Annotated in this window: 19 protein-coding genes and 1 pseudogene; 17 read left to right on the top strand and 3 right to left on the bottom strand. The window is 48.9% G+C overall.

What is annotated here, in order from left to right; translation table 11 throughout:
* Position 1 precedes the first annotated feature (1 nt).
* The 5 genes from HNR77_RS10535 (at position 2) to HNR77_RS10555 (ending at position 6303) form a co-directional block, all read left to right on the top strand.
* Positions 2–847, top strand: a complete 846-nt coding sequence (locus HNR77_RS10535; protein ID WP_184183436.1) for a sugar phosphate isomerase/epimerase family protein — start codon at positions 2–4, stop codon at positions 845–847.
* A 607-nt stretch (positions 848–1454) separates the two neighbouring features.
* Positions 1455–2762, top strand: coding sequence for a homocysteine synthase (locus HNR77_RS10540; protein ID WP_184183439.1), 1308 nt, complete (start codon positions 1455–1457; stop codon positions 2760–2762).
* A 964-nt stretch (positions 2763–3726) separates the two neighbouring features.
* Entirely contained in the window at positions 3727–3936 is a 210-nt protein-coding gene (locus tag HNR77_RS10545; RefSeq protein WP_184183441.1) for a hypothetical protein, read from the top strand.
* The gene (locus HNR77_RS10550; RefSeq protein ID WP_184183444.1) at positions 3863–5866 is read left to right on the top strand and encodes a heavy metal translocating P-type ATPase; all 2004 of its coding nucleotides are present in this window, start codon (positions 3863–3865) and stop codon (positions 5864–5866) included. Before HNR77_RS10545 ends, HNR77_RS10550 begins: the two co-directional genes overlap by 74 nt.
* A 116-nt stretch (positions 5867–5982) precedes the next feature.
* Positions 5983–6303, top strand: coding sequence for an alpha/beta fold hydrolase (locus HNR77_RS10555; protein ID WP_397366526.1), 321 nt, complete (start codon positions 5983–5985; stop codon positions 6301–6303).
* Between the two features lie 312 nt (positions 6304–6615).
* Here HNR77_RS10555 and HNR77_RS10560 read toward each other — a convergent pair whose 3' ends face one another.
* Positions 6616–7347, bottom strand: coding sequence for a ZIP family metal transporter (locus HNR77_RS10560; protein ID WP_184183447.1), 732 nt, complete (start codon positions 7345–7347; stop codon positions 6616–6618).
* A gap of 257 nt (positions 7348–7604) precedes the next feature.
* Between HNR77_RS10560 and trxB the strand changes: the two genes are divergently transcribed.
* Positions 7605–8546 carry a thioredoxin-disulfide reductase gene (gene trxB, locus HNR77_RS10565; RefSeq protein WP_184183450.1) on the top strand — a complete coding sequence of 314 codons (942 nt, stop codon included), beginning with the start codon at positions 7605–7607 and terminating at the stop codon, positions 8544–8546.
* A gap of 128 nt (positions 8547–8674) precedes the next feature.
* Positions 8675–8905, top strand: a complete 231-nt coding sequence (locus HNR77_RS10570) for a glutaredoxin family protein (RefSeq protein WP_111268376.1) — start codon at positions 8675–8677, stop codon at positions 8903–8905.
* A gap of 266 nt (positions 8906–9171) precedes the next feature.
* Here the strand turns inward: HNR77_RS10570 and HNR77_RS10575 are convergent, their stop codons facing one another.
* Both HNR77_RS10575 and HNR77_RS10580 read right to left on the bottom strand, forming a co-directional pair.
* Positions 9172–9369: a hypothetical protein gene (locus tag HNR77_RS10575; protein WP_111268377.1), complete on the bottom strand. Its 198-nt coding sequence runs from the start codon at positions 9367–9369 to the stop codon at positions 9172–9174.
* Positions 9370–9523: 154 nt separating this feature from the next.
* On the bottom strand, positions 9524–10687 hold the full coding sequence (locus HNR77_RS10580; protein ID WP_184183453.1) for an ROK family transcriptional regulator: 1164 nt from the start codon (positions 10685–10687) through the stop codon (positions 9524–9526).
* 442 nt (positions 10688–11129) lie between these two features.
* Between HNR77_RS10580 and xylA the strand changes: the two genes are divergently transcribed.
* From xylA to HNR77_RS10625, 10 genes and pseudogenes are all read left to right on the top strand, one after another.
* Positions 11130–12446 (top strand): xylose isomerase, encoded by a 1317-nt coding sequence (gene xylA, locus HNR77_RS10585; protein ID WP_111268379.1) that lies wholly within the window; start codon positions 11130–11132, stop codon positions 12444–12446.
* A gap of 188 nt (positions 12447–12634) precedes the next feature.
* A complete protein-coding gene (locus HNR77_RS10590) occupies positions 12635–12823 on the top strand; it encodes a hypothetical protein (RefSeq protein WP_184183456.1) in 189 nt (62 codons plus the stop codon).
* A 386-nt stretch (positions 12824–13209) separates the two neighbouring features.
* A complete protein-coding gene (gene xylB, locus HNR77_RS10595) occupies positions 13210–14703 on the top strand; it encodes a xylulokinase (protein WP_184183457.1) in 1494 nt (497 codons plus the stop codon).
* Between the two features lie 283 nt (positions 14704–14986).
* Entirely contained in the window at positions 14987–15658 is a 672-nt protein-coding gene (locus HNR77_RS10600; protein ID WP_184183460.1) for a glycosyltransferase family 2 protein, read from the top strand.
* A gap of 20 nt (positions 15659–15678) precedes the next feature.
* Positions 15679–16188 (top strand): annotated as a pseudogene (locus HNR77_RS30765) (hypothetical protein); the annotation flags it as partial.
* A 402-nt stretch (positions 16189–16590) separates the two neighbouring features.
* Entirely contained in the window at positions 16591–17682 is a 1092-nt protein-coding gene (locus tag HNR77_RS30770) for a glycosyltransferase (protein WP_397366554.1), read from the top strand.
* A gap of 326 nt (positions 17683–18008) precedes the next feature.
* Positions 18009–18635 carry a bifunctional 4-hydroxy-2-oxoglutarate aldolase/2-dehydro-3-deoxy-phosphogluconate aldolase gene (locus HNR77_RS10610; RefSeq protein ID WP_184183463.1) on the top strand — a complete coding sequence of 209 codons (627 nt, stop codon included), beginning with the start codon at positions 18009–18011 and terminating at the stop codon, positions 18633–18635.
* A 179-nt stretch (positions 18636–18814) separates the two neighbouring features.
* The gene (locus tag HNR77_RS10615; RefSeq protein WP_311768603.1) at positions 18815–19768 is read left to right on the top strand and encodes an alpha/beta hydrolase; all 954 of its coding nucleotides are present in this window, start codon (positions 18815–18817) and stop codon (positions 19766–19768) included.
* A gap of 186 nt (positions 19769–19954) precedes the next feature.
* Entirely contained in the window at positions 19955–22381 is a 2427-nt protein-coding gene (locus HNR77_RS10620; RefSeq protein ID WP_184183466.1) for a YcdB/YcdC domain-containing protein, read from the top strand.
* A gap of 253 nt (positions 22382–22634) precedes the next feature.
* The gene (locus HNR77_RS10625; RefSeq protein WP_184183469.1) at positions 22635–23762 is read left to right on the top strand and encodes a transglutaminase domain-containing protein; all 1128 of its coding nucleotides are present in this window, start codon (positions 22635–22637) and stop codon (positions 23760–23762) included.
* Positions 23763–23889: the final 127 nt, after the last annotated feature.

Genomic DNA, 23889 nt, shown 5'->3' on the forward strand with positions numbered 1-23889 from the left:
GATGAAACTAGGCGTTCTTGCACACACATTTGGCAAGAGACCTACGGCTGAACTGGCGCAGACGATTGCGGACAACGGATTCAATGCTGTGCAGCTGGCTCTGGCGAAGGCCTTGTCCGATGTGGATTCTGCGAACGGCAAACTGAGTCCGGGTCTGGCTAATGAGGTTGGGGAGCAATTCGCAAGCCGCGGGGTGAAAATCGCCGTGCTGGGCTGTTATATTAACCCGATTGATCCCGATCCTGTGAGCCGCCGGGCAGACATTAATCGCTTTAAGGAGCATCTGCGTTATGCCCGGGATTTTGGCTGCAGCATGGTGGCAACTGAAACAGGGGAGCGCACAACGTATCGTGATACCCATCCGGATTCCTATGATGAGAAGTCCTGGAGCGTGCTGAAGGATACGCTTGAGGAGATTACAGAGGAAGCGGAAAAATGGGGCGTACACGCCGCTATTGAACCGGTTGCGACCCATACGCTGCATACGCATGAGCACATGACTCGTTTGTTTGAAGAGATTCCTTCATCCAATCTGGGCATGCTGTTTGATCCGTGCAATCTGATCAAGCACCATCATACGGTGGATCAAGGCGCGTTTTTGCGTGAAGTGATGGAAAAGCTCTATGAGCGGATCATTGTGATTCATGCGAAGGATGTAGCCTTCAACGCACAAGGGGAGAAATACAATCCTGTTCCTGGTGCGGGCATTCTGGATTATCCTTTGTTCTTCGAACTGCTGAAGACCTACAAGCCGTATATTGATATTTCGCTGGAGGGTGTAACAGCAGAAGAGGCTGTGCCTGCTGCGAAGCATCTGAGAGAGGTTTGGAATTCGGTGAGCGTGTAACGGGTGAGGTTTAATTAGGTGAAAAGCCTTAACAGTCATATAAATTGCTGGCTGGGAATCATAGCCGAGCTGCGGCTGCGGCAGGAGAGGCATCATCCTACCTTGGATGCTGGCCTTCATCGGATGCTGGGTTGCAGCGTATATCGTCTAATGATTTCAGGCAGCAGTCTCATAAGCCTTTGCGCGAGCGAAGGCTTTTTTGGTATTAACGTTTTAAAGTGTTGATGGTATAGTTGTGTTAGTTGTAAAGGGGGATGGCTTTGGCTATGGTATGGTTAAGGCTATAGGGAAGGTTAAGCCTGTAGGTATGTTTATGGAGAGGTTAATGGTTAGGGATATGGGAATAGTTATGTGAATTGAATTTGGCATGTCCGTGGCTAAGGTTTTAATGTTAATCGTTATTGGTAAGATGATCTTATTTAGCAACTTGGGTTGATGTTTTGTATTTTATTTCATTTCACATCGGAAAAATCGGAAATAACTCTTTTCAAAACCGACATCTTATGAGAGAATATGTAAAACATAAACCGCCATGAGAAGACATCAGGAAGCCATGATTGAGAATCAAATGTATCATAATGCAGATATCAAGGGAGGATTCAGATTTATGTCAAACGAACGTGAGCTTTCATTTGAAACGTTAGCCATTCATGCAGGCCAAGAGATTGATCCAACAACTCATGCTAGAGCTGTACCTTTGTACCAGACAACATCGTATGGATTCCGGGATACGGAGCACGCTGCTAATCTGTTTGGTTTGAAAGAGTTTGGCAACATCTACACACGTCTGATGAATCCAACGACCGATGTGTTTGAGCAGCGGATTGCGGCATTGGAGGGCGGAGCCGGAGCGCTCGCAACAGCTTCGGGGCAGGCAGCGATTACGTTCTCTTTGTTAAACATTGCTGGTGCTGGTGATGAGATTGTATCCGCGGCAAGTTTGTATGGTGGTACTTATAATTTGTTCTCTACTACACTGCCCAAGTTGGGTATCGATGTAAAATTCGTGGATTCGAGTAATCCTGAGAACTTCCGGGCGGCAATTACGGACAAAACAAAAGCGTTGTACGCTGAAACGATTGGTAACCCGCAAGGTAACGTACTTGATATTGAAGCTGTGGCAGCGATTGCTCATGAGCATGGCATTCCTCTGATTGTAGATAACACGTTCCCAAGCCCGTATCTGTTACGTCCAATCGAGCATGGAGCAGACATTGTTGTTCACTCGGCAACGAAGTTCATCGGTGGGCACGGTACATCTATCGGCGGCGTTATCGTAGACAGCGGTAAATTCGACTGGAAGGCCAGCGGGAAATTCCCTGGATTGACTGAGCCGGACCCAAGCTATCACGGGGTCGTTTATACGGAAGCGGTTGGGCCGATTGCTTATATTATTAAAGCACGGGTACAACTGCTGCGTGACCTGGGTGCATCGATCTCTCCATTCAATTCATGGCTACTGCTGCAAGGTTTGGAAACATTGCATTTGCGCGTAGAGCGTCATAGCACCAATGCACTGGCTGTAGCAGAATACCTGGAGAAACATGAAGACGTTCAGTGGGTAAGCTACGCAGGTTTGCCAAGTCATCCATCCTATGAGCTTGCACAGAAGTACCTGCCAAGAGGGCAAGGTGCAATTTTGACCTTTGGTATCAAAGGCGGCGTTGAAGCGGGCCGTAAATTGATCGAAAACGTAAAATTGTTCTCTCACCTCGCAAACGTTGGTGATTCCAAGTCGCTGATCATTCATCCGGCAAGCACTACACATGCTCAATTGACGGATGAAGAGCAGAATGCAGCTGGCGTAAATCCAGAGTTGATTCGTTTGTCCATCGGTACAGAGAATATTCAGGACATCATTTACGATCTGGAGCAAGCGATTAAAGCGAGCCAGGGTGCAAGTGTAGGCGCGTAAAGAGCTGTAAAGAGTTGTAAAGAGCTGTAACGTGTTATAATCAATTTTAAACAAGGGCCAAAGCAGCGTTAGCGTGCTTTGGTCTTTTCTTCGTGAGTAGGGATATAGTTTAATTCATATTAATTTATTTCATTTTATCTGAAGGCTAACGATTCCTAGTGATCTTATTTTCCGCTTTTTGCTGAGTTTGAAAATCTAACGAATCCTAGCGACCCTATTTGTCAAATTTTCGGCCTGAGAAAGAGGGAAATGGGCTAAATGCGATGAATAGCGTCTCCACGAATCGTTAGAAATCTAAACGGGGTGTTTTCGGCGAAATAAGGCTTCTGGGATTCGTTAGTCCGGACGCTGGTGATGGGAATTAACATTCCTGAGGATGAATTTCGTATGAGAAGCTTTTGGTGGAAGATGCATATGTTTTGAGTGGGGTGTAGTGTGTGTGTCAAAACTATTCAGGGCTCTGTCCAAGTAGATCCGAGTACAAGTAGATCCCTGCCCAAGTGTTTCTGTCTAAAGTGTTTGAGTTCCTGTTTAAGCCGCTGCTGGCGGCTTTTTTGGTGTTTGTGTTTGTCGCAGGGCTGCCTCTTTTTGATTTTTTGAATTTGTTTCCTATCTGCTGGAATTCATTCATCTTCATATATCATGCATTTGCAATATGTTCGATGTTATGCCTGGAATTTTATATGGAATACCCATTTACAAATTCACAACACAGGCATATAATGAAACAAAAGTTGTATTGAGTGAAAATAATTGCATAAGTACAAAAATGATTATCATTCTCACTGAATCTTGATTCGTTGAGGATGTAAAATCATCTCTAAACCATGCTGCTGCGGGATTCCCGCAGCAGCATGTGCCATTTTTAGGGCAATAACAATGGATCTCATTCTCAATACAACTTGGGTTAAAGACAGTCAGATGGGAATCAGATCGGAAGCGGAAATGGGCAGCAGTTGAAACGTTGGATTCAGCGAATTTCAAGCAAAAGAACAAAAGAACAACAGCAGCAACAGCAGCAACAGCAAAAAAGAAAAAGAAAAAAGCGAAAAAGCAGCGTCACTACGCTAAAACTCATACGCGAAAGGAACGTGATTCATATGCAAGCGATACATCAATCTTTACAAGGAAAACAGCAAGCGAAACGGCAATCGGCCAACACGCCTGGTCCTAACCGGGGCAAGAAGCCTGACTTCCGTGTCATGCTGAAGAACAAGGAGATGCAGGCGGCGTTAGGCAGTGGTCTTATGATGCTGATTGCCTGGGGGATTGCTCCTTACTTTGCGACATTATCTGTCATACTCTACATCGCGGCTTATGCCATCGGTGGCTGGACCAAGGCCAAGGAAGGCATCGAAACGCTGGTTAAAGACCGTGACCTGGACGTTAATCTGCTGATGATTGCCGCTTCGCTCGGAGCCGCAGCCATTGGGTACTGGAATGAAGGGGCGATGCTGATCTTTATCTTTGCCCTCAGTGGTGCACTGGAAAGCTACGCTACCGAGCGCAGTCACAAAGACATCTCATCCTTGCTGGCACTCAAACCGGAGACGGCCCTGCGCATTGAGGATGGACAGATGAATGTGGTTGCTATTGAGAATTTGAAAGCGGGAGATTTGCTGCTGGTGAAGCCGGGCGAGCTGATTCCTGCGGATGGTGTTGTTTATCGGGGAAGCTCTTCTATCAATCAAGCTTCGATTACAGGGGAATCCATGCCCGTAGATAAGATCACAGGCGACGAAGTGTATGCAGGTACGGTGAACGGCGAGGGGGCATTATATGTCGAGGTCACCAAGTCGGCTGAAGGATCATTGTTCGGCAAAATTATCAAGCTGGTGGAGGAAGCGCAGGCCGAGGTGCCGGATTCGCAGCGATTTATGGAACGGTTTGAAGGCATCTATGCACGGATTGTGGTAGGAGTCACACTGCTTGTTATTGCAGGGACACCGCTGTTCTTGGGGTGGACGTGGAGTGAAGCTTTTTATAAAGCAATGGTCTTTCTGGTTGTGGCTTCCCCTTGTGCGCTTGTGTCATCTATTATGCCTGTGATGCTGTCAGCGATGTCCAGCAGCGCACGCCGCGGCATTTTGTTCAAGGGAGGGGCACATATGGAGAATATCGCGCGGACCAAGGTTGTTGCTTTTGACAAAACAGGTACACTCACGATGGGAACACCACAAGTTACGGATATTCTGACAGCTTCCCATGTGAGCAGAGAGCAATTGTTGTCCGCTGTGGCGTCTGTTGAAAATCTCTCCATGCACCCTCTTGCCCTGGCCATTGTTGAACAGGCGAACAAGGAGAGCTTGCCTCTCCAGGAGGCAGAGCATGTGCAGTCGATTACGGGACACGGCATCGAAGGGACGGTGAACGGCAACGTATGGAAGATTGGACGGCTGGACGGAACAGCATGGACAGAAAGAATGCCCGACGTTGTAACGGGGGCAATCTCTGATGCGACAAGTTTGGAAGGCGCGGCGGATTGGGAGAAAGTATGTGCCCGACTGGAGCAGGAAGGGAAAACCATCTCTGTTGTAACAGTCAACGGTGAGTTCGCTGGTTTGATTGCGATGCGGGATATGATTCGTCCTCAAGCTGCTGCTGCTGTGAAGAAGCTGGAGAGTATGGGGGTGCAAGTAGCGATGTTGACCGGTGACCGTGCCCGTTCAGCGTCAGTGATCGCACGTGAAGCCGGGGTTAGTATGGTCTATGCAGACCTGCTGCCCGAAGACAAGGTGAAGCAGGTGCAAGCGCTACGGAAGCAATATGGCCATGTGCTGATGGTTGGTGACGGGGTTAACGATGCACCCGCACTTGCAGCAGCAACGGTAGGACTGGGCATGGGCTTGTCAGGGAGCGGGACGGCTATTGAGGTGGCCGATGCGGTGCTGATGAACGATAACATTGAAGAGATTGTCTGGGTCATCGGGCAGGCGCGGCGGGCAGAACGCACGGTAAAACATAATATGTGGTTTGCGATTACCGTCATTCTGGCGCTGATTGCGGGTAATTTCCTGCAGGATGTAGCACTGCCACTTGGGGTGGTTGGACATGAAGGCAGTACAATTCTGGTTATTCTGAATGGACTGCGGCTGCTGCGATAAGGTGAGCTGCTGGTGCATAACGAGCATATTTGTAAAAAATGTTGAAGCGATAGGGCATCGACGTGTGTGTGCAACTTTGTTAACGGATAAAGTCCGGCAAGCTTCCGTTTGGCGGGATGTTTTTTGCCAAAGAGCACAGCAAGCCCTTCATGAATTGGTTCCATGCACTCGGCATGGAGGCTTCGTCTTATGGTACGATCAGCAGTGCCATGGCGCTGCGGGATGAGGATTTACGCGGAGAGCTGGAGACGATTCAGGTGCCTACAGCCATTTTCCACGGTAAAAAAGATGAAATCTGTCCGTTTGAATTCGCTGAACAGATGCACCAAGCGATTCCGTCAGCCGAACTGGTGGTATTTGAGGAAAGTGGACACGGTGCATTTTACGATGAGCTGGAAAAATACAATGCCGAACTGATTCGATTTATTCAATCTTGAATTGATTGGCTTACAGATGATTTCAGCAATTTCAGTAATTTCATGGAATCTTCATTTGTGACTAAAAAAAGAACCCGACTTCAGCTTGCCGCTGTCGTTTGGGTTCTTTGGCTTTTCGTTGAATTTTTCGCTTTAAGCTGATGTTCCCATCTAGGGCGTGTCTTGAAACCTACTGAAGTGCATCTTTTACTGCCTTTTCGCCCCCTGCTGCGTCACTTTCCCTTGACGTGCCCCGGCACGCCTGCGGAAAACTTCCTTGCTTGGAACGAAAATTCAGCAAAATCTGCTTCCTTCAGAGTTTTCAGACACGCCCTAGAAAAGCTCGGTCAGGCCGATCATCGTAATCAGACCTAGCAGGAAGGAGATGGTGGCTGCACGGGCGTTGCCATCGCCATGGCTTTCGGGAATGAGCTCTTTGTAAACGATAAACATCATCGCACCGGCTGCAAACGCCAAACCATACGGTACTAGACCAGCCACAAGACTGCTGAGGGTAAATCCGATCATGGCGGTTACGATCTCTACAGCTCCGGTCAGTGTTGCAATGCCAAGTGCTTTGAAGCGGCCAATGTTCTGATTGACCAGGAAAAGAGCGACCAGAAATCCTTCGGGTGCATTTTGCAGACCTATGGAAAAGGCGATCAGGTTGCCCAGATTCTCATCCGTACTTGCGTAGCTTACACCGACAGACAACCCCTCCGGCAAGTTGTGCATGGTGATCGCGGCGATAATCATGAAGGCCTTGCCTTCGATTTTGAAAGGCATCTTCTCCGGGTTCTCCAGGTCTACATGCGGAATCCGCATCTCCAGCACAAGCAGAACCAGACTGCCCAGCATGATGCCAAAAGCGAGTACAAACAGATTAGATTGCCCGAGCGCCTCGGGAATGAGATTGTACACCGAGGCTGAGGTCATAATGCCCGCTGCATAAGCGAGCAGAATGTCACGCAGACGATGTGATATTTTACGCATAAATAAAATCGGTACGGCTCCAAGTCCGGTAGACATGGCCGAAATAATACTGCCTAGCAGAGCATCGTTCATGCTTCCATTTTCCCTCCTGATGAAGACTTCTTCATAATCGCTGCCGAGCATTGACACCGTACATAAAAGAGATCATAATGAACAACAGATTAGAATGATTATAAATTAGAATTCCGTTTCTGCATAGGTGAATCTTCATTTTCTCAGGCAGTTCTGATGGACATGACGTGGGCTATCCGTTTTAGTGTATGCAACTGTCCGCGCTTTTGATGCCGGAGAGCCTGACCTTTTTGCAGAACCTGGGGGAGGAACTATACATGTATAAATCAATTATTATTGGAACAGGCCCTGCAGGGCTGACAGCAGCAATCTATCTGGCACGCGCCAACCTGAACCCGCTCGTGATTGAAGGGCCGCAACCTGGCGGACAGCTGACAACAACGACGGAAGTGGAGAACTTCCCGGGTTTCCCTGATGGCATCATGGGTCCTGAGTTGATGGACAATATGCGCAAGCAAGCGGAGCGTTTTGGCGCAGAATTCCGTACGGGCTGGGTAAACAACGTCGACATGAGTGAGCGCCCATTCAAAATTCAAGTTGAAGGTATGGGAGAACTCGTATCCGAAACGTTGATCCTGTCTACAGGCGCATCTGCTAAATACCTGGGTATCCCGGGAGAAGAAACAAACGTAGGTCGCGGTGTCAGCACATGTGCAACATGTGATGGATTCTTCTTCCGCAACAAAGAGATTATCGTTATTGGCGGCGGCGATTCCGCGCTGGAGGAAGCAAACTTCCTGTCCCGTTTCGGTTCCAAAGTAACGCTGGTTCACCGTCGTGAAGAGCTGCGCGGCTCCAAAATCATGCAGGATCGTGCACGCAGCAACGAAAAAGTGGAAATGGCGCTTAACCGTACACCACTTGAAGTTATTGCCGGCGAGAACGGTGTGACAGGTCTGAAAGTGCTGAACAACGCAACAGGTGAAGAAGAAATTCTTTCGGCAAGCGGCGTATTCGTAGCGATTGGCCACACACCAAACACAGGCTTCCTTGGCGGTCAGATTACAACCGACGATCATGGTTATATTTTGACAACACCAGGCACTTCTGAAACGAACATTCCAGGTGTATTCGCATGTGGTGACGTTCAGGATACACGCTACAAACAAGCGATTACCGCAGCAGGAAGCGGATGTATGGCTGCGATGGATGCAGAGAAATTCATTGAAAGCCTGGAGCACAGCGCGGTTGCGCTGTAATTCGGAGCCATTTGACAACACGGATATTGGATTAAAAGTTAAAAGTCCGGTGTTTGAATAAGGCAACATTAAGCTTATAAATAATTAACCGTATAAATTAAATAATCATAATATGAGGTGAATTGAACATGGAAAACGTAATTGTATACACATCCACAAACTGCCCGAACTGCAAATCTGTAAAGTCTTTCCTGGCTGATAAAGGCATTGCTTACGAAGAGCGCAACATCGAAACCAGCGACGAGTTCGCACAACAAGTATGGGACATGGGCGTACGCGCGGTTCCGCTGACTGTAATCGGTGAACACCGCATTCTGGGCATGAACAAAACGCAATTTGCGAAAGTGCTGGACGCTTAAATCAGGTTGATATTCTAGGGCAACATGTGATGAAAAAAAGTTTTGATTCATATGCAATTCCGGTTTTCGCGAGCCGTTAGAATATAGAAAAAACCGTACCTTAATGGGTACGGTTTTTTGAGCATGTGCTGTGAGAATAATGCACGATTATAGAGTGGGTTGCGAGTATGAAAAATCCCCTTTCGCAACTACAACAGAGCACATGGTTCATGAACTCTTTTGTGGATGTAAAAGGGGATTTGACGTAAAAACCGAACTTATTTACGCTAGAAAAAAATACTCATAAACGTCTGAAATACGACATACACCAGCAAGCCTGACAGCATGTACATGATACCAGCCTTCTTTTTGCTCTGAAAAAATCGAAGTATGCCTAGGCTGAACAGGGGCGCAAGCACAATCAGGAACAGGAGTACGGTGACAAATACTGGCGCCGAGATATCTGATGTATCCACGTAGGTCACGAGTTTTCACTCCGTTTCATTATCGGATAACACAGCAGCGAGAGCGCTGCCATGATAAAAATCACATAGTCTCATTATACCTCTGGATTTCTTTAACAAAAAGGGATGAAATGGGGCGAAATCTTGTCAATTTCAGCTGTTTATTAGCTAAATATTAAACAGACACCCGTACATTGCCTAAAAATTGGGATATAGCAGCATAAGCTGCCCCGATTCGGGTTGAGCGGCTGCCCAGAGCGGCCCATTCGACTTGCAGGCTGCGGCGGTGATAAGGCAGGGTACGTTCCTCCACCACCTGTTTAAGTGCCGATTCAATCCAGGGTTTAGCCTCCGAAAGCGGTCCGCCAATAATGATACGTTCCGGGTTAAAGCTGTTGACGATATTGGTAATGCCGATGCCGAGCTTGCGTCCAACCGTTTCGTACAAGTCCAGTACAGCCTCGTGACCCTCCTGAGCCAGTTCAATCAATTCCTTGGTAGTACGCGCAGGCAGGTGCTGCTGATCCGGGTGCTCATATACTTTTTCCGAGGCATATAACTCCCAGCATCCCCGATTACCGCAAGAGCAGGGCAAACCCTCTGCTTCAATCGACATGTGTCCAGTCTCACCCGCATATCCCCAGGCGCCCTTATACAATTCACCATCTACAATGATGCCTGAACCAATCCCGATACCAGCACTGATATAGATCAGATGACGTACGCCAATCCCTGCACCAAAGTTCAGCTCGCCCCGCGCACCCGCGTTGGCTTCATTATCAATCGTAACAGGAAGCTTGAAGCTGTCCTCCATCATCGCTCGCAAGGGAACCATCTCCCACTTCAAGTTGGGTGCAAACAGCACGGTGCCCTGCTCATCGACCATTCCGGGAACACCGATGCCAATGCCGATCACGCCATGAGGGGATGGAGGAGCCTGCCGGATCAGGTAATCCGCTGCCAGCTTTAATTGTTCGAATACAGACGCTGCATCATGCTGCACCAGATCGGTGGCATATTCGGCAACGATATGACCCTCAAGATCGGTAAGCACGCCTTTCAAACGGGTGACCGTCAACTCCAGTCCGACTGCATAACCCGCAGTTCCGCGAAAAAGCAGCATCAACGGCTTGCGCCCACCGCTGGACTCTCCGGGACCAATCTCCTGCACGAGTTCGTCACTGATCAGATCCGCAACCAGATTGGAGACCGTTGCTTTGTTAAGCCCTGTCACTTCGGACAATTTGGCCCGGGAAAGGGGGGCGTGGCGCCGGATCGTATCGAGTACGATCGACTTGTTTATTTTTTTGACCAGCATCTGGTCGCCAGTAATTTTCATATCGCTTAGGCACTCCTATTCTTTCTCTTTTTATCAAATTGAACTGAAGAGATTTATACGGACATTCCGATGACAGAATAACCTTTCAAGCGCTGTTATCCCCAGATTTTTCGATTCCCCTATTCAAGGGGAAAATCCAAGGATAAGCATATGCTTTCGATGCAGCTTTCTTTTCAGAAAGCTTTTAAGCGAACCCTTCGCTTCTACAGGTTTTTTCTGTCCTCTTCGTTCATGTGTGGATGAAGTAGTTCAACTTATATAAGGCTCTCATGCTGATCCGCTAACAAGCTATTCGACTATTATAGCGTAAACGAACGGGGAAAAAACAATTTTATTTTAACTTTGTTTAACCGATAGACAAAGTGAAACCGATGTGTTAGGATAACGGTGTAAACGATTTCTTTATAAACTCTTTTAAAACTTTTGAGGAGGCATTTATCACATGGCCTATTTTGAATCCGTTAATAAGATTGCATTCGAAGGTAAAGATTCCAAGAATCCATTTGCTTTTAAACATTATAATCCGCAAGAAGTTGTTGCTGGCAAAACGATGGAAGAGCACTTCCGTTTCGGTATGGCTTACTGGCACACATTAACAGCAGGTGGTAGCGATCCGTTCGGTGCTGAAACAGCAGTGCGTGCATGGGATAGCTACTCCGGTCTGGATAAAGCTAAAGTTCGCGTAGAAGCGGCTTTTGAATTTATGGAGAAAATGAATCTGCCTTACTACTGCTTCCACGATGTAGACATCGCTCCGGAAGGTGCAACGCTGCGTGAATTCTACAGCAACATTGATACCATCGTTGATCTGCTGGAAGAGCATATGAAAGCAAGCGGCAAAAAGCTGCTCTGGAACACAGCTAACATGTTCTCCAACCCACGCTTTATGTTTGGTGCAGCATCCACTTGCAACGCTGATGTATATGCTCACGCAGCCGCTCAGATCAAGAAAGGTCTGGAAGTAGGTAAACGTCTCGGTGCAGAAAACTACGTATTCTGGGGCGGTCGTGAAGGTTACGACACATTGCTGAACACGGACATGCAGCTGGAGCAGGACAATATCGCTCGTATGTTCCATATGGCAGTTGATTATGCAAAAGAAATCGGCTTTGATGCTCAGTTCCTGATCGAGCCTAAACCAAAAGAGCCAACGAAGCACCAATATGACTTCGATGCAGCAACTTCCATTGCGTTCCTGCAAAAATATGATCTGCACAACCACTTCAAGCTGAATCTTGAAGCGAACCATGCCACGCTGGCAGGCCATACGTTTGACCATGAAATTCGTGTAGCCCGCATCAATGGCATGCTCGGTTCCCTGGATGCCAACCAGGGCGATCTGCTGATCGGCTGGGATACAGACGAGTTCCCTGTTGATATGTATGATGCTACGCTGACGATGTATGAAGTGTTGAAAAACGGTGGTCTGGGCAAAGGTGGCGTAAACTTTGATGCGAAAGTTCGCCGTGGTTCATTCGAGCCTGAAGACCTGTTCCTGGCTCATATCGCAGGTATGGATACGTACGCGAAAGGTCTGAAAGTAGCTTCCAAGCTGATCGAAGACCGCGTATTCGATGAATTCATCGAGCAGCGTTACAGCAGCTTCAACGAAGGCATCGGTGCAGATGTTGTAGCAGGCAAAGCAACACTTGCTTCCTTGGCTGAGTACGCTCTGAACAACGAAAGCCCACGCAAAAATCAATCCGGACGTCAGGAATTGCTGAGAGCAAAACTGAACCAATACATTCTGGCTGACTAATAACAGTCATAGAGGAAGAACTTTATGCCTTGGTGTGCAGCTTGCCTCTGATTGAAATCATAGGCAAGATCTGGAATCTAGCAGGGCATACAGCTTCCTACTCGGTGCAACTTCAAACTTGTGCCTTGGACGTTGAATAAGGTGACATTCAAACCGTCCCCGCTTTCCTCCGGGAAGGCGGGGACGGTTTGTTGTCATTGGAGCATCACCATTTCCCGCAAACGAGTACGGTTGTACCGTTTGAAGGAAATGTTGGAGAAGCGGCATGCAAAGCGGAGTGGGCAGAAAGAACCCGAAGAAGCGAAGCTGGAAGCTTTCTGAAGGAAAGCTGGCATCGTAAGCATAAGCTCGCATTTACAACCGGATTTCCCCCTTGAGAAGGGGAATGAAGAAATCCGGGGGTAAGGGGGATCGAAGGGTTTTCTGACCACGGAGTGACCATTCATGCCGCAACCCAAAAGGTTTTATGTTCCAAGCCAATGACAAGGTAGTTTGATGTCATAGAATCCCCCATTTCCCGCAAACGAGTACGGTTGTACCGTTTGAAGGAAATGTTGGAGAAGCGGCATGCAAAGCGGAGTGGGCAGAAAGAACCCGAAGAAGCGAAGCGTTCGCATTTACAACCGGATTTCCCCCTTGAGAAGGGGAATGAAGAAATCCGGGGGTAAGGGGGATCGAAGGGTTTTCTGACCACGGAGTGACCCGCCATGCCGCAACCCAAAAGGTTCCCATTCAATCCTGTATAAACGAAAGGAGTCTACTTATGAGTTACGTCATCGGCGTCGATCTCGGCACGAGTGCGGTCAAAACCGTGCTGGTCAACCGCGAAGGAAAAGTGGCATTTGAAGCATCGGAGGCCTATCCGCTTTACCAGCCCAAGGCTGGATACAGTGAGCAAAATCCGGAGGATTGGGTGGAACAGACGATTGTGTCGCTTCGCAAGCTGCTGGAGGTATCCGGCGTGCAGCCATCCGAGATTGAAGGCATGAGCTTCTCCGGGCAAATGCACGGGCTGGTGCTGGTGGACGCGGAAGGCAAGCCGCTGCGCAATGCAATTCTGTGGAATGACACCAGAACGACCGCGCAGTGCCGCCGGATCGAGAAAGCACTGGACAGCAAGCTGCTCAGCATTGCCCGAAATCGTGCACTGGAAGGTTTTACACTGCCTAAAATCCTGTGGGTACAGGAAAACGAACCCGAATTGCTTGAACAAGCAGCTTTATTCCTGCTGCCAAAAGACTATGTTCGTTACCGGCTGACCGGTGATTACGCTATGGATTATTCCGATGCAGCAGGTACACTGCTGTTAGACGTGACAGGTAAGCAGTGGAGCGCGCAGATCGCGGCCGCATTTAATCTGCCGATGTCGCTATGCCCGCGCTTGGTGGAATCTTTCGAGCAAGTTGGCACGCTGCTGCCTGACATTGCGGAGCAAACAGGCTTGGCGAAAGCGACCAAGGTATTTGCCGGTGGCGCAGATAATGCCTGCGGAGCGATTGGCGCAGGTATTCTGAGTGAAGGACAAACGATGTGCAGCATCGGTACGTCCGGGGTGGTTCTCTCGTACGAGGAACGGAAAGACCTGGATTTCGAAGGGAAAGTGCACTTTTTTAATCACGGGGAGAAAGATGCCTTCTATATTATGGGAGTGACGCTGGCGGCAGGATACAGTCTATCCTGGTTCAAGGACACCTTTGCAGCCGATAAATCCTTTGATGTGCTGCTGCAAGGCATTGATGAGATTCCGGCAGGAAGCAGCGGTCTGCTGTTTACGCCTTATATTGTTGGAGAACGGACACCTCACCCGGATGCGAATATTCGTGGCAGCTTTATCGGCATGGATGCCGGACATCGTCTGGAGCATTTCGGGCGTGCGGTGATGGAAGGCATTACCTTCTCGCTGCGCGAGTCGATTGATATTTTGCGCGGCGCCGGCAAGACGGTGAACGAGGTCATTTCCATCGGTGGCGGTGCCAAAAACGAGGCTTGGCTGCAGATGCAGGCCGACATTTTCAATGCAACGATTGTGAAGCTGGAGAGCGAGCAGGGCCCGGCAATGGGGGCTGCGATGCTGGCTGCTTACGGCAGTGGCTGGTTCCCGTCTTTGCAGCAGTGTGCTGAAGCCTTTATTCGTCCTGCGAAGTCATATGTACCTAATCCAGAGACAGTGGCTGTATATGACGGTTTGTTCGCTCTCTACCAAGAGGTGTATGGGCAGACACGCGGCTTGAATGATCGACTGGCGGCATATCGTTAATCGAAACGATGCAAGTCGTCGGCCGTCTTCTTTTTACATCATACGCAGTTGATCCGGGATAAAAGCAAACACTTCAAGAAGCATTCGCTTAGGGCGGGTGCTTCTTTTTGTCGTTGGCATTTTCGTTGGCATCTTGAAGCATGATGACCTGCATATCTGGATTCCGGCTTCGCATAGATTAGGTATAGACCGTTTGGGTTGTCACAGCGAAGTTAAGCGCGGGGGTGGGATTTTGGATGAACAGGAGCATTCTGCGAGAAACAGGCCGCACATCACCTTGTCAATGATTGTTCGCAATGAGGAGAAGCGTTATTTGAGACAGGCACTGGAGACGCATCGGCCATGGATTGACCGGGCTGTCATTATTGACGACGGAAGCACGGACGGGACGGCTGCCATGTGCAGGGAGCTGTTAGAAGGAATTCCGCTGGTGCTGGTGGAAAATCCGGTATCTCGTTTTTCCGATGAAGTGAGGTTAAGAAAGCAGCAGTGGGAAGAGACGATTGCGGTCAACCCGGAGTGGATTCTTAATCTGGATGCGGACGAGATTTTAACATCGGATTTCGGCGAGCTGCGGGATGTGTTGCTAAGCGGCCCGGAGGAAGCGATATATTTCCGTTTGTTCGATATGTGGAGTGAGACAGCGTACCGGGAGGATGCGTTCTGGCAGGCCCATGCGTATTATCGGCCCTTCCTTATTAAATATCGGCCCGGTATGGTTTACGAGTGGAAGGAAACACCGCAGCATTGCGGCCGCTTTCCGCTAAGCATCCAGCATCTGCCTTACGCCTGCCATGTGCCGCGGGTGAAGCATTACGGCTGGGCCAGGGAGGAGGATCGTGTCCGCAAATACGTCAGATACCAGACACTCGATCCGGAAGCTCGTTACGGCTGGAAAGAGCAATATGAGTCCATATTGGATGCAGAGCCGAGGCTTATTCCGTGGACGGATTAAGGTTGAAGGGAGAGAGTTAATTGAAGAAGGAACCGAAGGAAAAACCATCGTTTCAGCCAGAGGATGCGAGTATCACCCGAGATAACCGAGAGCGTATTTTGATTGCAAGTCCTGTACGGCAGACGGCTGCTGTACTGCATGAATTCCTGGATTCATTACAGATGCTTGAACGGGTAACGGTGCAGACGGACTATTTATTTGTGGATGATAATGAGGAAGAGGCCGCCTCCCAGATGCTGCTTGATTTTGTGCATCGACATGAGGGTACCGAGGAGGTGATCCCTGCCCGTGAGTTATTTGATGATGAGCACGCGGACGATCAGGGTATTTACGCCAAGGATGAAGGAGGACATTACTGGAAAACAGAGCAAATCTGGCGTGTCGCACGGCTGAAAAATAACATTTTGCAGTACGCCCGAGCGCATGAATATCATGCCGTGTTCCTGATTGATTCCGATCTGGTGCTGCATCCGCGAACGTTGGAACAGCTGGCTTCCAGCGGGAAAGAAATTATATCCAACATATTCTGGACTCGCTGGCAGCCCGAAGCCAAGGAAATGCCGCAGGTATGGCTGCAGGATGAGTATGCGCTCTATCGGCGGGGTGGGCCAGCCTTCCCGGGTGCAGCGTCAGAGGACGAGGGAGAACAGACAAATGCTTTTCTGAACCAGCTGCGTATCCCGGGATGTTATGAGGTGGGCGGGTTAGGTGCCTGTACGCTGATTCGACGGTCTGTGCTTGAAGCGGGGGTGAATTTCGACCGCATTCCGAATGTGTCTTTTTGGGGGGAGGATCGTCATTTCTGCATTCGCGCCCAGGCATATGGATTCAATCTGTTTGTGGATACCCATCTGCCAGCATATCACATCTATCGTTTATCAGAGCTGCCGGGGGTGGCGGCCTATAACCGCAGAGTCAGACGGGGTGAAGAGGTGATTACCATTACCTTGTGTATGATTGTGAAAAATGAAGAAAATTCCCTCGCCCGATGCCTGGACTCGGTGAACGGCATTGCCGATGAGATTGTTATTGTGGACACAGGCTCCACCGACCGTACACGTCAGATCGCATCCCGCTACACGGACTGTATTTATGATTTTGAATGGGTAGATGATTTTGCTGCAGCCCGTAATTTTGCCTTTGATCAAGCATCTTGCGAATACATACTGTGGCTAGATGCGGATGATGTATTTGAAGCAGAGGATCGGGCGAAGCTGATCGACCTGAAGCATTCCCTTGACCCGGCGGTGGATAGTGTGACGATGGATTATAACCTTTCGTTTACCGCCGAGGGCAAAGTGGCTTACAGTCTGCGGCGGAATCGGCTGGTGCGGCGTGATCGGCAGTTTCGCTGGATCGGGGCTGTGCATGAATATCTGGCTGTAGCGGGGCATCTGCTGCATAGTGATATCGCGGTAACACATAAAAAAGACAAGGAATACACCGATCGCAATCTGCGTATTTATCGCAAACGAGAGCAGGCAGGGGAAGAGTTCTCACCGCGGGATTTATATTATTTTGGCAACGAGCTGAAGGATCATGCTCAGTATGAGGATGCCATAACCTATTACGACAAATTTCTCACTACCGGATTAGGCTGGGTCGAGGATCAAATTGCGGCTTGCCAGAAAATAGCAGATTGTGAGGCGGCATTGAAACGCCCGGAGCAGGAAGCAAGAGCGCTGTTTCGCTCCTTCCTGTATGATCTGCCTAGGGCGGAGGTTTGCTGCCGTCTGGGGGGTTATTTTGCCGACAGAGAAGATTACCGCAAAGCGGTATTCTGGTATGAACAGGCTGTTCAGGCAAGCCGCCCGGCTGATCCGATGGTCGTGCTGAACGAAGCAGCCTGGACCTGGATGCCGCATCTGCAATTATGTGTATGCTATGACCGGATGGGCAATCGCGTGAAGGCCAAGGAGCACAACGATATTGCGCTCGCTTATCATCCTACGCATCCAAGCATGCTGTATAATGATCGATATTTCAAGGATTTGCAGCAGGAAAACGCACTGGAGAACGCATAAGCCACCATTCAACGTAAGTTTAGGGATAAGCATGAACGGTATGATTGTGCTAGGCATGGATTGTCAGAAATATGTAATATACATGGTCTGTTTGCCATTTTTGAGCCTCTTCGCTGGAAGGGGTTTTGTTTGTTTGAAAAAAGAAAATGAGCGGCTCGTATCTATTCGCAATTTGCTTTGATCTTTGATCCTGCAGGATGAGATGAATTAATGTATTTCAACCAAGAGAGAATATGCATTAAAATAGTCATTAACGGAGAAGCGGTGAACACGATGACGGGTCCTCGGCTGCCGGAATTAAACGAAGCAAGGGGAAGTGAGTGGAGATGAAGCTGACCGAAATCCTATTGGAATCCAGACTTGTGGCCATCGTACGCGGCATAAGCCGGGAAGAGGCGGTGACAGCTGGCCAGGGCATGACGAACGGAGGCATTCGCCTCATGGAAGTGACGCTGAACACGCCGAATGCACATCAGATTATTGCTGATTGGCGTGAACGTCATGAAGGACAAGCTTATATCGGTGCAGGTACAGTGCTGAACGTAAGCATGGCGAAAGAAGCTGTCGCAGCTGGCGCACAATTTCTGGTGTCTCCCAATGTCGATCTGTCTGTCATTGAATATGCTGTAGAACACGGCATAGACATTTGGCCAGGGGCGATGACACCAACGGAGATTGTTGCTGCGTATGAGGCAGGAGCACGGGCAGTGAAGCTGTTTCCGATGGCCAGTCTGGGTATTCCATATCTGCGTGAGATCAAGGCACCTCTGGATCATATTCCGCTGCTGGCCACGGGTGGAGCGACATTGGAGAATATTGCGGCGTATTACGCAGCGGGTGCAGCCGCGGTAGGCTTGGGCAGTGCGCTTTTACCTAAAGAAGCCCTGGTATCGGGAGATATAACGCAGATTGCCGCTCGAGCTCAGGCATTTGTAGAAGCAGCAAATAGATGATCGGCTCAGAGTCAGAGCAGAACAAAGTAAGGCAGTGAAGCAATACAGAAACATTGGGTATATAAATTAAAGCTTATACAATTCGTATTTGTTACAGAAAATGGATATTTTTTAACATGTAGTTCATATTGTTGTTGTATGATGAATGTATGTCAGAAGCCGGGAAGGAGAGACGCCTTGTGAAAGCGAGAACGATGATTGGCAGCATGCTGGCTGTGGCTGCTGTAACCGCCGGAGGATTATGGCAGGCGGCGGTCAAAAGCCAGACCCCCAAAAAAATCCCGATCACGATGAAGCCACCAATGCCCTTCGAGGATATTACGTTTGAAAGTGGCGGAGGACAGGTGCAGGGCTGGTTCATTCCGGCAAAATCCGATGTTCCCGAGCCATGGCCGCTTGTCATTATTGCACATGGATGGGGCTCTAACCGTTCCCGTGTGCTGCGATACGCACGTCCGATCTGGGAAGCCGGATATGCGCTGCTCATGTATGATGTACGCAGTCATGGTGCCAGTGACCCGGTTCGTGCAGCATCTGCCTATCTGTTTCGGGATGATCTGCTGGCTGCACTGACTTACGTATCTGGCAGAACCGAGATTAACCCTGAAGCTATCGGTGTGTTAGGACATTCGCTGGGCGGACTGGGAACAATTCTGGCACTGACAGAAGGCATTCCGGTATCGGCTGTAATTACCGATTCAATGCCATCACAGTTTCAGGTTATCGTTAGTTCGGAGCTGAGACGGCGGCGTCTGCCCTTGTTCCCGCTGGCACAGGTCATTCCACGAATCTGGTTTTGGCGTCTGGGCGAGTCCTTGAAGACCTATCAGCAGAATGATCCGGTGATGCTGCTTAACGAACGACGAAAAGGTATGCAGCTGCCGCTGCTCATGGTACATTCCAAAGGAGATAATTTCATCCCGCCGAGTGAACTGGAATATTTTATGTCCAAGGCCGATCCGCCGGTAGAGCATCTTTGGGTCAGCAGTGAGGGTCACAGCTGTTCTGAGGAAGACCCGGCTTTCTGGGACACGGTTATTCCGTTCCTCAAGTTGCATGTTCGTTCCTTGGCGAACCAGACTGTGCAAGATCACACAACAGTGGTGCAGGACGGCAAAACAGATGTATCCTGATGCAGCAGCGGATGAGGAATAATGAGAAAACGCCAACTTGATTGGCGTTTTTTTTGTTGTGGCAATAAACTATAACAAAAATTCACAATTGTAAATTACCCGGAAAACAGCGATTAAAAAGGAAGCTTATGGTATCATAGAGTTGAATGGCAAAATTCATGCAAAAGTATTCATCATGCATTCCGCATGAAATCGAAGGGAGAGGTAACCATTTTGAGTTGGGATTGGAACATGAATGGAAGGCTTAAAACGTTCACTGCCAAAGCCGCAGCCACTGCGATGGCGACACTGCTGTTTACGACACAGGCGCCGGGTTTGACAGGCAGCGCATCCGCTGCTCAGGCTGGAGCTGGCTCAGTGAATGAAGCCGTAACGGGGGAAAATGATCAACAGGATGCAACAAGCAATGACGTGCCGGAGGGTGCAAAGATTTCATCCAGGCAAGCCGCTGACAATATATTGAAGCTGTTTCCAATGTTAAAAAAAGCGACGATCTCGTCCGCAAAATTTGATTCGCCAAATTCGTATCCGCCTCCAGATTACAAGGCTTGGGATATCGGATTCCAGATTACACAAGGCAACCACTCCATGGGCTTCAGTGCGAGTGTACATGCAGGTACAGGGGAAGTGCTGAGTGTGCATCTGCCATATGAATGGTTAGAGAATCAGCTGGAGGCTTCCGATGTTCGACTGACGAAGGAGGAGGCTGAGAAAACAGCTTTGGAGTTGTTGTACAAGGCCATTCCCGGACTTGAGGCAGATGAGTATGTGAATCTGAGTGAACTTTATTCACCGATGGAACAGGAAGCACTGTTTGGACACAAGCAATATCAGTTTGGCTATCAGCTCAAACATGACGGCATCGTATCGGAGGCAGAGAAGGTCTACATAAGTGTGGATGAGAGGGGCCAGGTTACAGCTTATTCCCGCACAACCACCTCGGCGAAGTATCCTTCCTCCCAGCCTAAGGCATCGGAGCAGAAGGCAAGAGAGGTTTTTGAGAAGGAGTTCGAAGTGGAGCTGGCGTACATCTCCAAGAACCGTTTTTCTTCCAAGCCAGGTCAGCCCTATGTTCTCGGTTATTTGCCAAAGGGCAGCAGCATGGGACCGATCAATGCCAATACATTAGAGCGAATTGACTCATTGACGGGTAAAGCTGAGAAGAAGAGCAATGAAGCGCAAAATAAAAAAGTGACGGGCACGGCATCGGCTTTTACAGCAGCAAGTGGTTCACGTTTGAATGTACAGCAGGCGGCAGAACGGGTTGCAGCCCACTTTGAAATACCGAAGGATTACAAGCTGGATCACAGCCAGTTAAGTAAAGGATATTATGGCAGCACGAGCAATCAGGTATGGAGTCTGAGCTGGAGCAATCGCAATGCGAACATCTCGTATATGTTCATGCGTGATATTTCGGCTCAGGTTGATGCAGTGACTGGTCAGATTTACAGCTATACCTTGATGCAGCGGGTCGGACCAGAGATGGGTCAGGAGAAGCCGGATCAGGAGAAGCAGCATAAGGAACTCACTGCACAGCAGGCGGAGAAGCTGGCAATGAATACGATGATCTCCGTTGTCCCGAATGCCAAGGAGCAATTCCAGCTGAACAGAGTTATTGAAACGGACAATGCCCGTACGTTCCTGTTCCAGCGTTATTTGAATGGCATTCAGGTTCAGGATGACACGGTACAAGTGCAGGTCATGAACGACGGAGCGATTACCGAGTTATATACACACATCGCGGCAACATCTGAACAACTCCCGGCAAGTACCAAACCGGAGATTAGCCAGGAGCAGGCCAAGCAGCTTTATTTGCAAAAGTACAAATTAATGCTGAATTACGCCCAATATGGCGGGTACAGCCTGGGCCGTAGCGAACCTGTACCTTTTGGTATTAACCTGGCTTATGTGCCTGCCAGCGATACGAAATCAATCTATAATCTGAACGAGATGCTGGATGCCAATACAGGGGATTGGTTCTTCATGTATGGCGGAGCAGGTTCAACACCTCAAGCAGAGCCGACAGACATTACGGGTCATGTTGCTGAATCAGCTTTGCAAAGCATGGTCAAGCACAGAGTCCTGCTGCCAGATGAGCAAGGACGTGTATTCCCGGATCGGGTGATCACCCGCGGGGATTGGTTCAATTATTTGGCGCGGGCAATCAATCCGGACATGGATATGTATTATAACAGCGACAGCAATGACAAGCTTTTTGCTGACGTAACGATAGACAGCCCATATTACAAGTCGGTAAAAATGCTGATGGATCAGCGCTGGCTTGGCGGAGCAGATGCCGAGAAAAAACTGAAGCCAGAAGAAGAGATGAATCGCGAAGAACTGGCGGTACTGCTTGTACGCATTCTGCGTTACGAGAAGCTGGCTGGATTCTATGCACTGCCATCCGATCTGCCTAACATTGCAGATGCCGGTGCAATCAGCAATAAGGGAGCGGTATCGCTAAGTCTCAAGCTTGGCTTGCTGCCTTCCATTGAGGGCAGATTCATGCCTGCACGTAAAGTAACGGTAGCTGAAGCGGCTCAAGTTCTTGAACGGCTTGCCAAGCTTCAGGGCAAAACAGACCACTTCATGAGTGGTAGTCGTCTCTATTAATATCAGACAGACATTCTATGCACTGCAATCCTTCTGCCATCTTGCAGTCACTGCTCATATTTTACGATGACAGGACATAGGATGAAAGAAGCGGGAAATGTGATGGGTGCATAACCAAAGATCGAGGGACCTTCCGCGGGAGGGTCCTGTTTCTTTTGACCATGTAAAAATAAGAAATACAGAACAGGGAAAACAAGAGGTTTTATGATACAATAAGTCATGATCATCTAGTGAAGAGGGGTGGGTTCCTTTCATGGGCAAAAAGGGTAGACGAGTGATTACCTTATTACTTGCAGGTTGTCTCATTGCGGCCTGGCTGCCGCATACAGTTGATTTGGATCAATTATATGCCGCCTCAGGTAATTCGGAACTGTCCACAGCGACGGATTTGCGTCAGACGTTGTTAAATGCGATGTCACAGCGCACAGAGGAACTGGTGTTTACCTACAAGGGCAATGTAAAGGGCCTGAAGAAACAGCTGCAAACCTCCATCGACGAAGCGATGAAGAGCGACCCCTATATTCAATATACGGTGAAAAGCTATGCGTTTAACTATAAAGGCTCGAATACTTCAGCCGAGGTCCATGTGACGCTCACTTATCGTGAGACGAAAGCACAGACCGATTATGTGAATCGTAAAGTCGCTAATGTACTCAAAGAAATAATCAAACCCGGCATGACCAGCCATGAGAAAGTGAAGGTTATTCATGACTGGATTGTGCTGAATCTCTCTTATGATACTTCTTTGAAAAAATATACAGCATATGACGGACTTGCCACAGGCAGTACCGTATGTCAGGGATATTCCCTGCTTGCTTATCGCATGCTGGAGCGTGTCGGGATCGAAAATCGCATTGTCGAAGGAACAGCAGGCGGGCAGCTCCACGCCTGGAACCTGGTAAAGCTGGACGGCAAATGGTATCACATGGATACAACCTGGGATGATCCAACCCCTGACCGCAAAGGCGTGGTGAGCCACAATTATTATTTGTTAAGTGACAAGGAACTGGCGCGTGACCACGTCTGGACAGGCAAAAACAAGTATCCTGCGGCATCTGCGCCATACCGTGATGCACTGCTTCAACTGGTGAAGGCTGGAGGAAGCAAGCAGGAGGTATATGAGAAGCTCTATCATGCACTGGAGTATTCTTTATATGACGAGCAGGATGCTGTGAAGGAACGGAAGGTGCTGCAAAGCAAAGTTCAGGCTGTACTGAAAGAGGGCGGTGCGTCGCTGACGTTCAGGTATAAAGGAACCGAGAGCAGTCTGATCAAAGATTTGCAGGATTTGTATCAATTGGGCATGAAATCAATATCTTATTTTGTCTCTAAAATGGACGGCACTACAGACCTGCGTGTCAAAATTACCTGGACCTTATAATAGAGAGCATACAGCCAGGTTATGTCATCAATTAAGCGTCTCATCTACACTGTAATATTAATAAATGCACTACGATAACAAGGGTACCCCGAAGGAGGGGTGCTCTTTTTTGCTGTTCATTTTGCTC

The sequence above is a fragment of the Paenibacillus sp. JGP012 genome, assembly GCF_014203995.1.
GTDB lineage: Bacteria > Bacillota > Bacilli > Paenibacillales > Paenibacillaceae > Paenibacillus > Paenibacillus silvae.

What these genes read in the sequence shown, in the direction of transcription:
- HNR77_RS10535 (WP_184183436.1), top strand. Translation starts at nt 2, where the DNA reads ATGAAACTAGGCGTTCTTGCACACACATTTGGCAAGAGACCTACGGCT.
- HNR77_RS10540 (WP_184183439.1), top strand. Translation starts at nt 1,455, where the DNA reads ATGTCAAACGAACGTGAGCTTTCATTTGAAACGTTAGCCATTCATGCA.
- HNR77_RS10550 (WP_184183444.1), top strand. Translation starts at nt 3,863, where the DNA reads ATGCAAGCGATACATCAATCTTTACAAGGAAAACAGCAAGCGAAACGG.
- HNR77_RS10555 (WP_397366526.1), top strand. Translation starts at nt 5,983, where the DNA reads ATGTTTTTTGCCAAAGAGCACAGCAAGCCCTTCATGAATTGGTTCCAT.
- HNR77_RS10560 (WP_184183447.1), bottom strand. Translation starts at nt 7,347, where the DNA reads ATGAACGATGCTCTGCTAGGCAGTATTATTTCGGCCATGTCTACCGGA.
- trxB (WP_184183450.1), top strand. Translation starts at nt 7,605, where the DNA reads ATGTATAAATCAATTATTATTGGAACAGGCCCTGCAGGGCTGACAGCA.
- HNR77_RS10570 (WP_111268376.1), top strand. Translation starts at nt 8,675, where the DNA reads ATGGAAAACGTAATTGTATACACATCCACAAACTGCCCGAACTGCAAA.
- HNR77_RS10580 (WP_184183453.1), bottom strand. Translation starts at nt 10,687, where the DNA reads ATGAAAATTACTGGCGACCAGATGCTGGTCAAAAAAATAAACAAGTCG.
- xylA (WP_111268379.1), top strand. Translation starts at nt 11,130, where the DNA reads ATGGCCTATTTTGAATCCGTTAATAAGATTGCATTCGAAGGTAAAGAT.
- xylB (WP_184183457.1), top strand. Translation starts at nt 13,210, where the DNA reads ATGAGTTACGTCATCGGCGTCGATCTCGGCACGAGTGCGGTCAAAACC.
- HNR77_RS10600 (WP_184183460.1), top strand. Translation starts at nt 14,987, where the DNA reads ATGATTGTTCGCAATGAGGAGAAGCGTTATTTGAGACAGGCACTGGAG.
- HNR77_RS10610 (WP_184183463.1), top strand. Translation starts at nt 18,009, where the DNA reads ATGAAGCTGACCGAAATCCTATTGGAATCCAGACTTGTGGCCATCGTA.
- HNR77_RS10620 (WP_184183466.1), top strand. Translation starts at nt 19,955, where the DNA reads ATGAAATCGAAGGGAGAGGTAACCATTTTGAGTTGGGATTGGAACATG.
- HNR77_RS10625 (WP_184183469.1), top strand. Translation starts at nt 22,635, where the DNA reads ATGGGCAAAAAGGGTAGACGAGTGATTACCTTATTACTTGCAGGTTGT.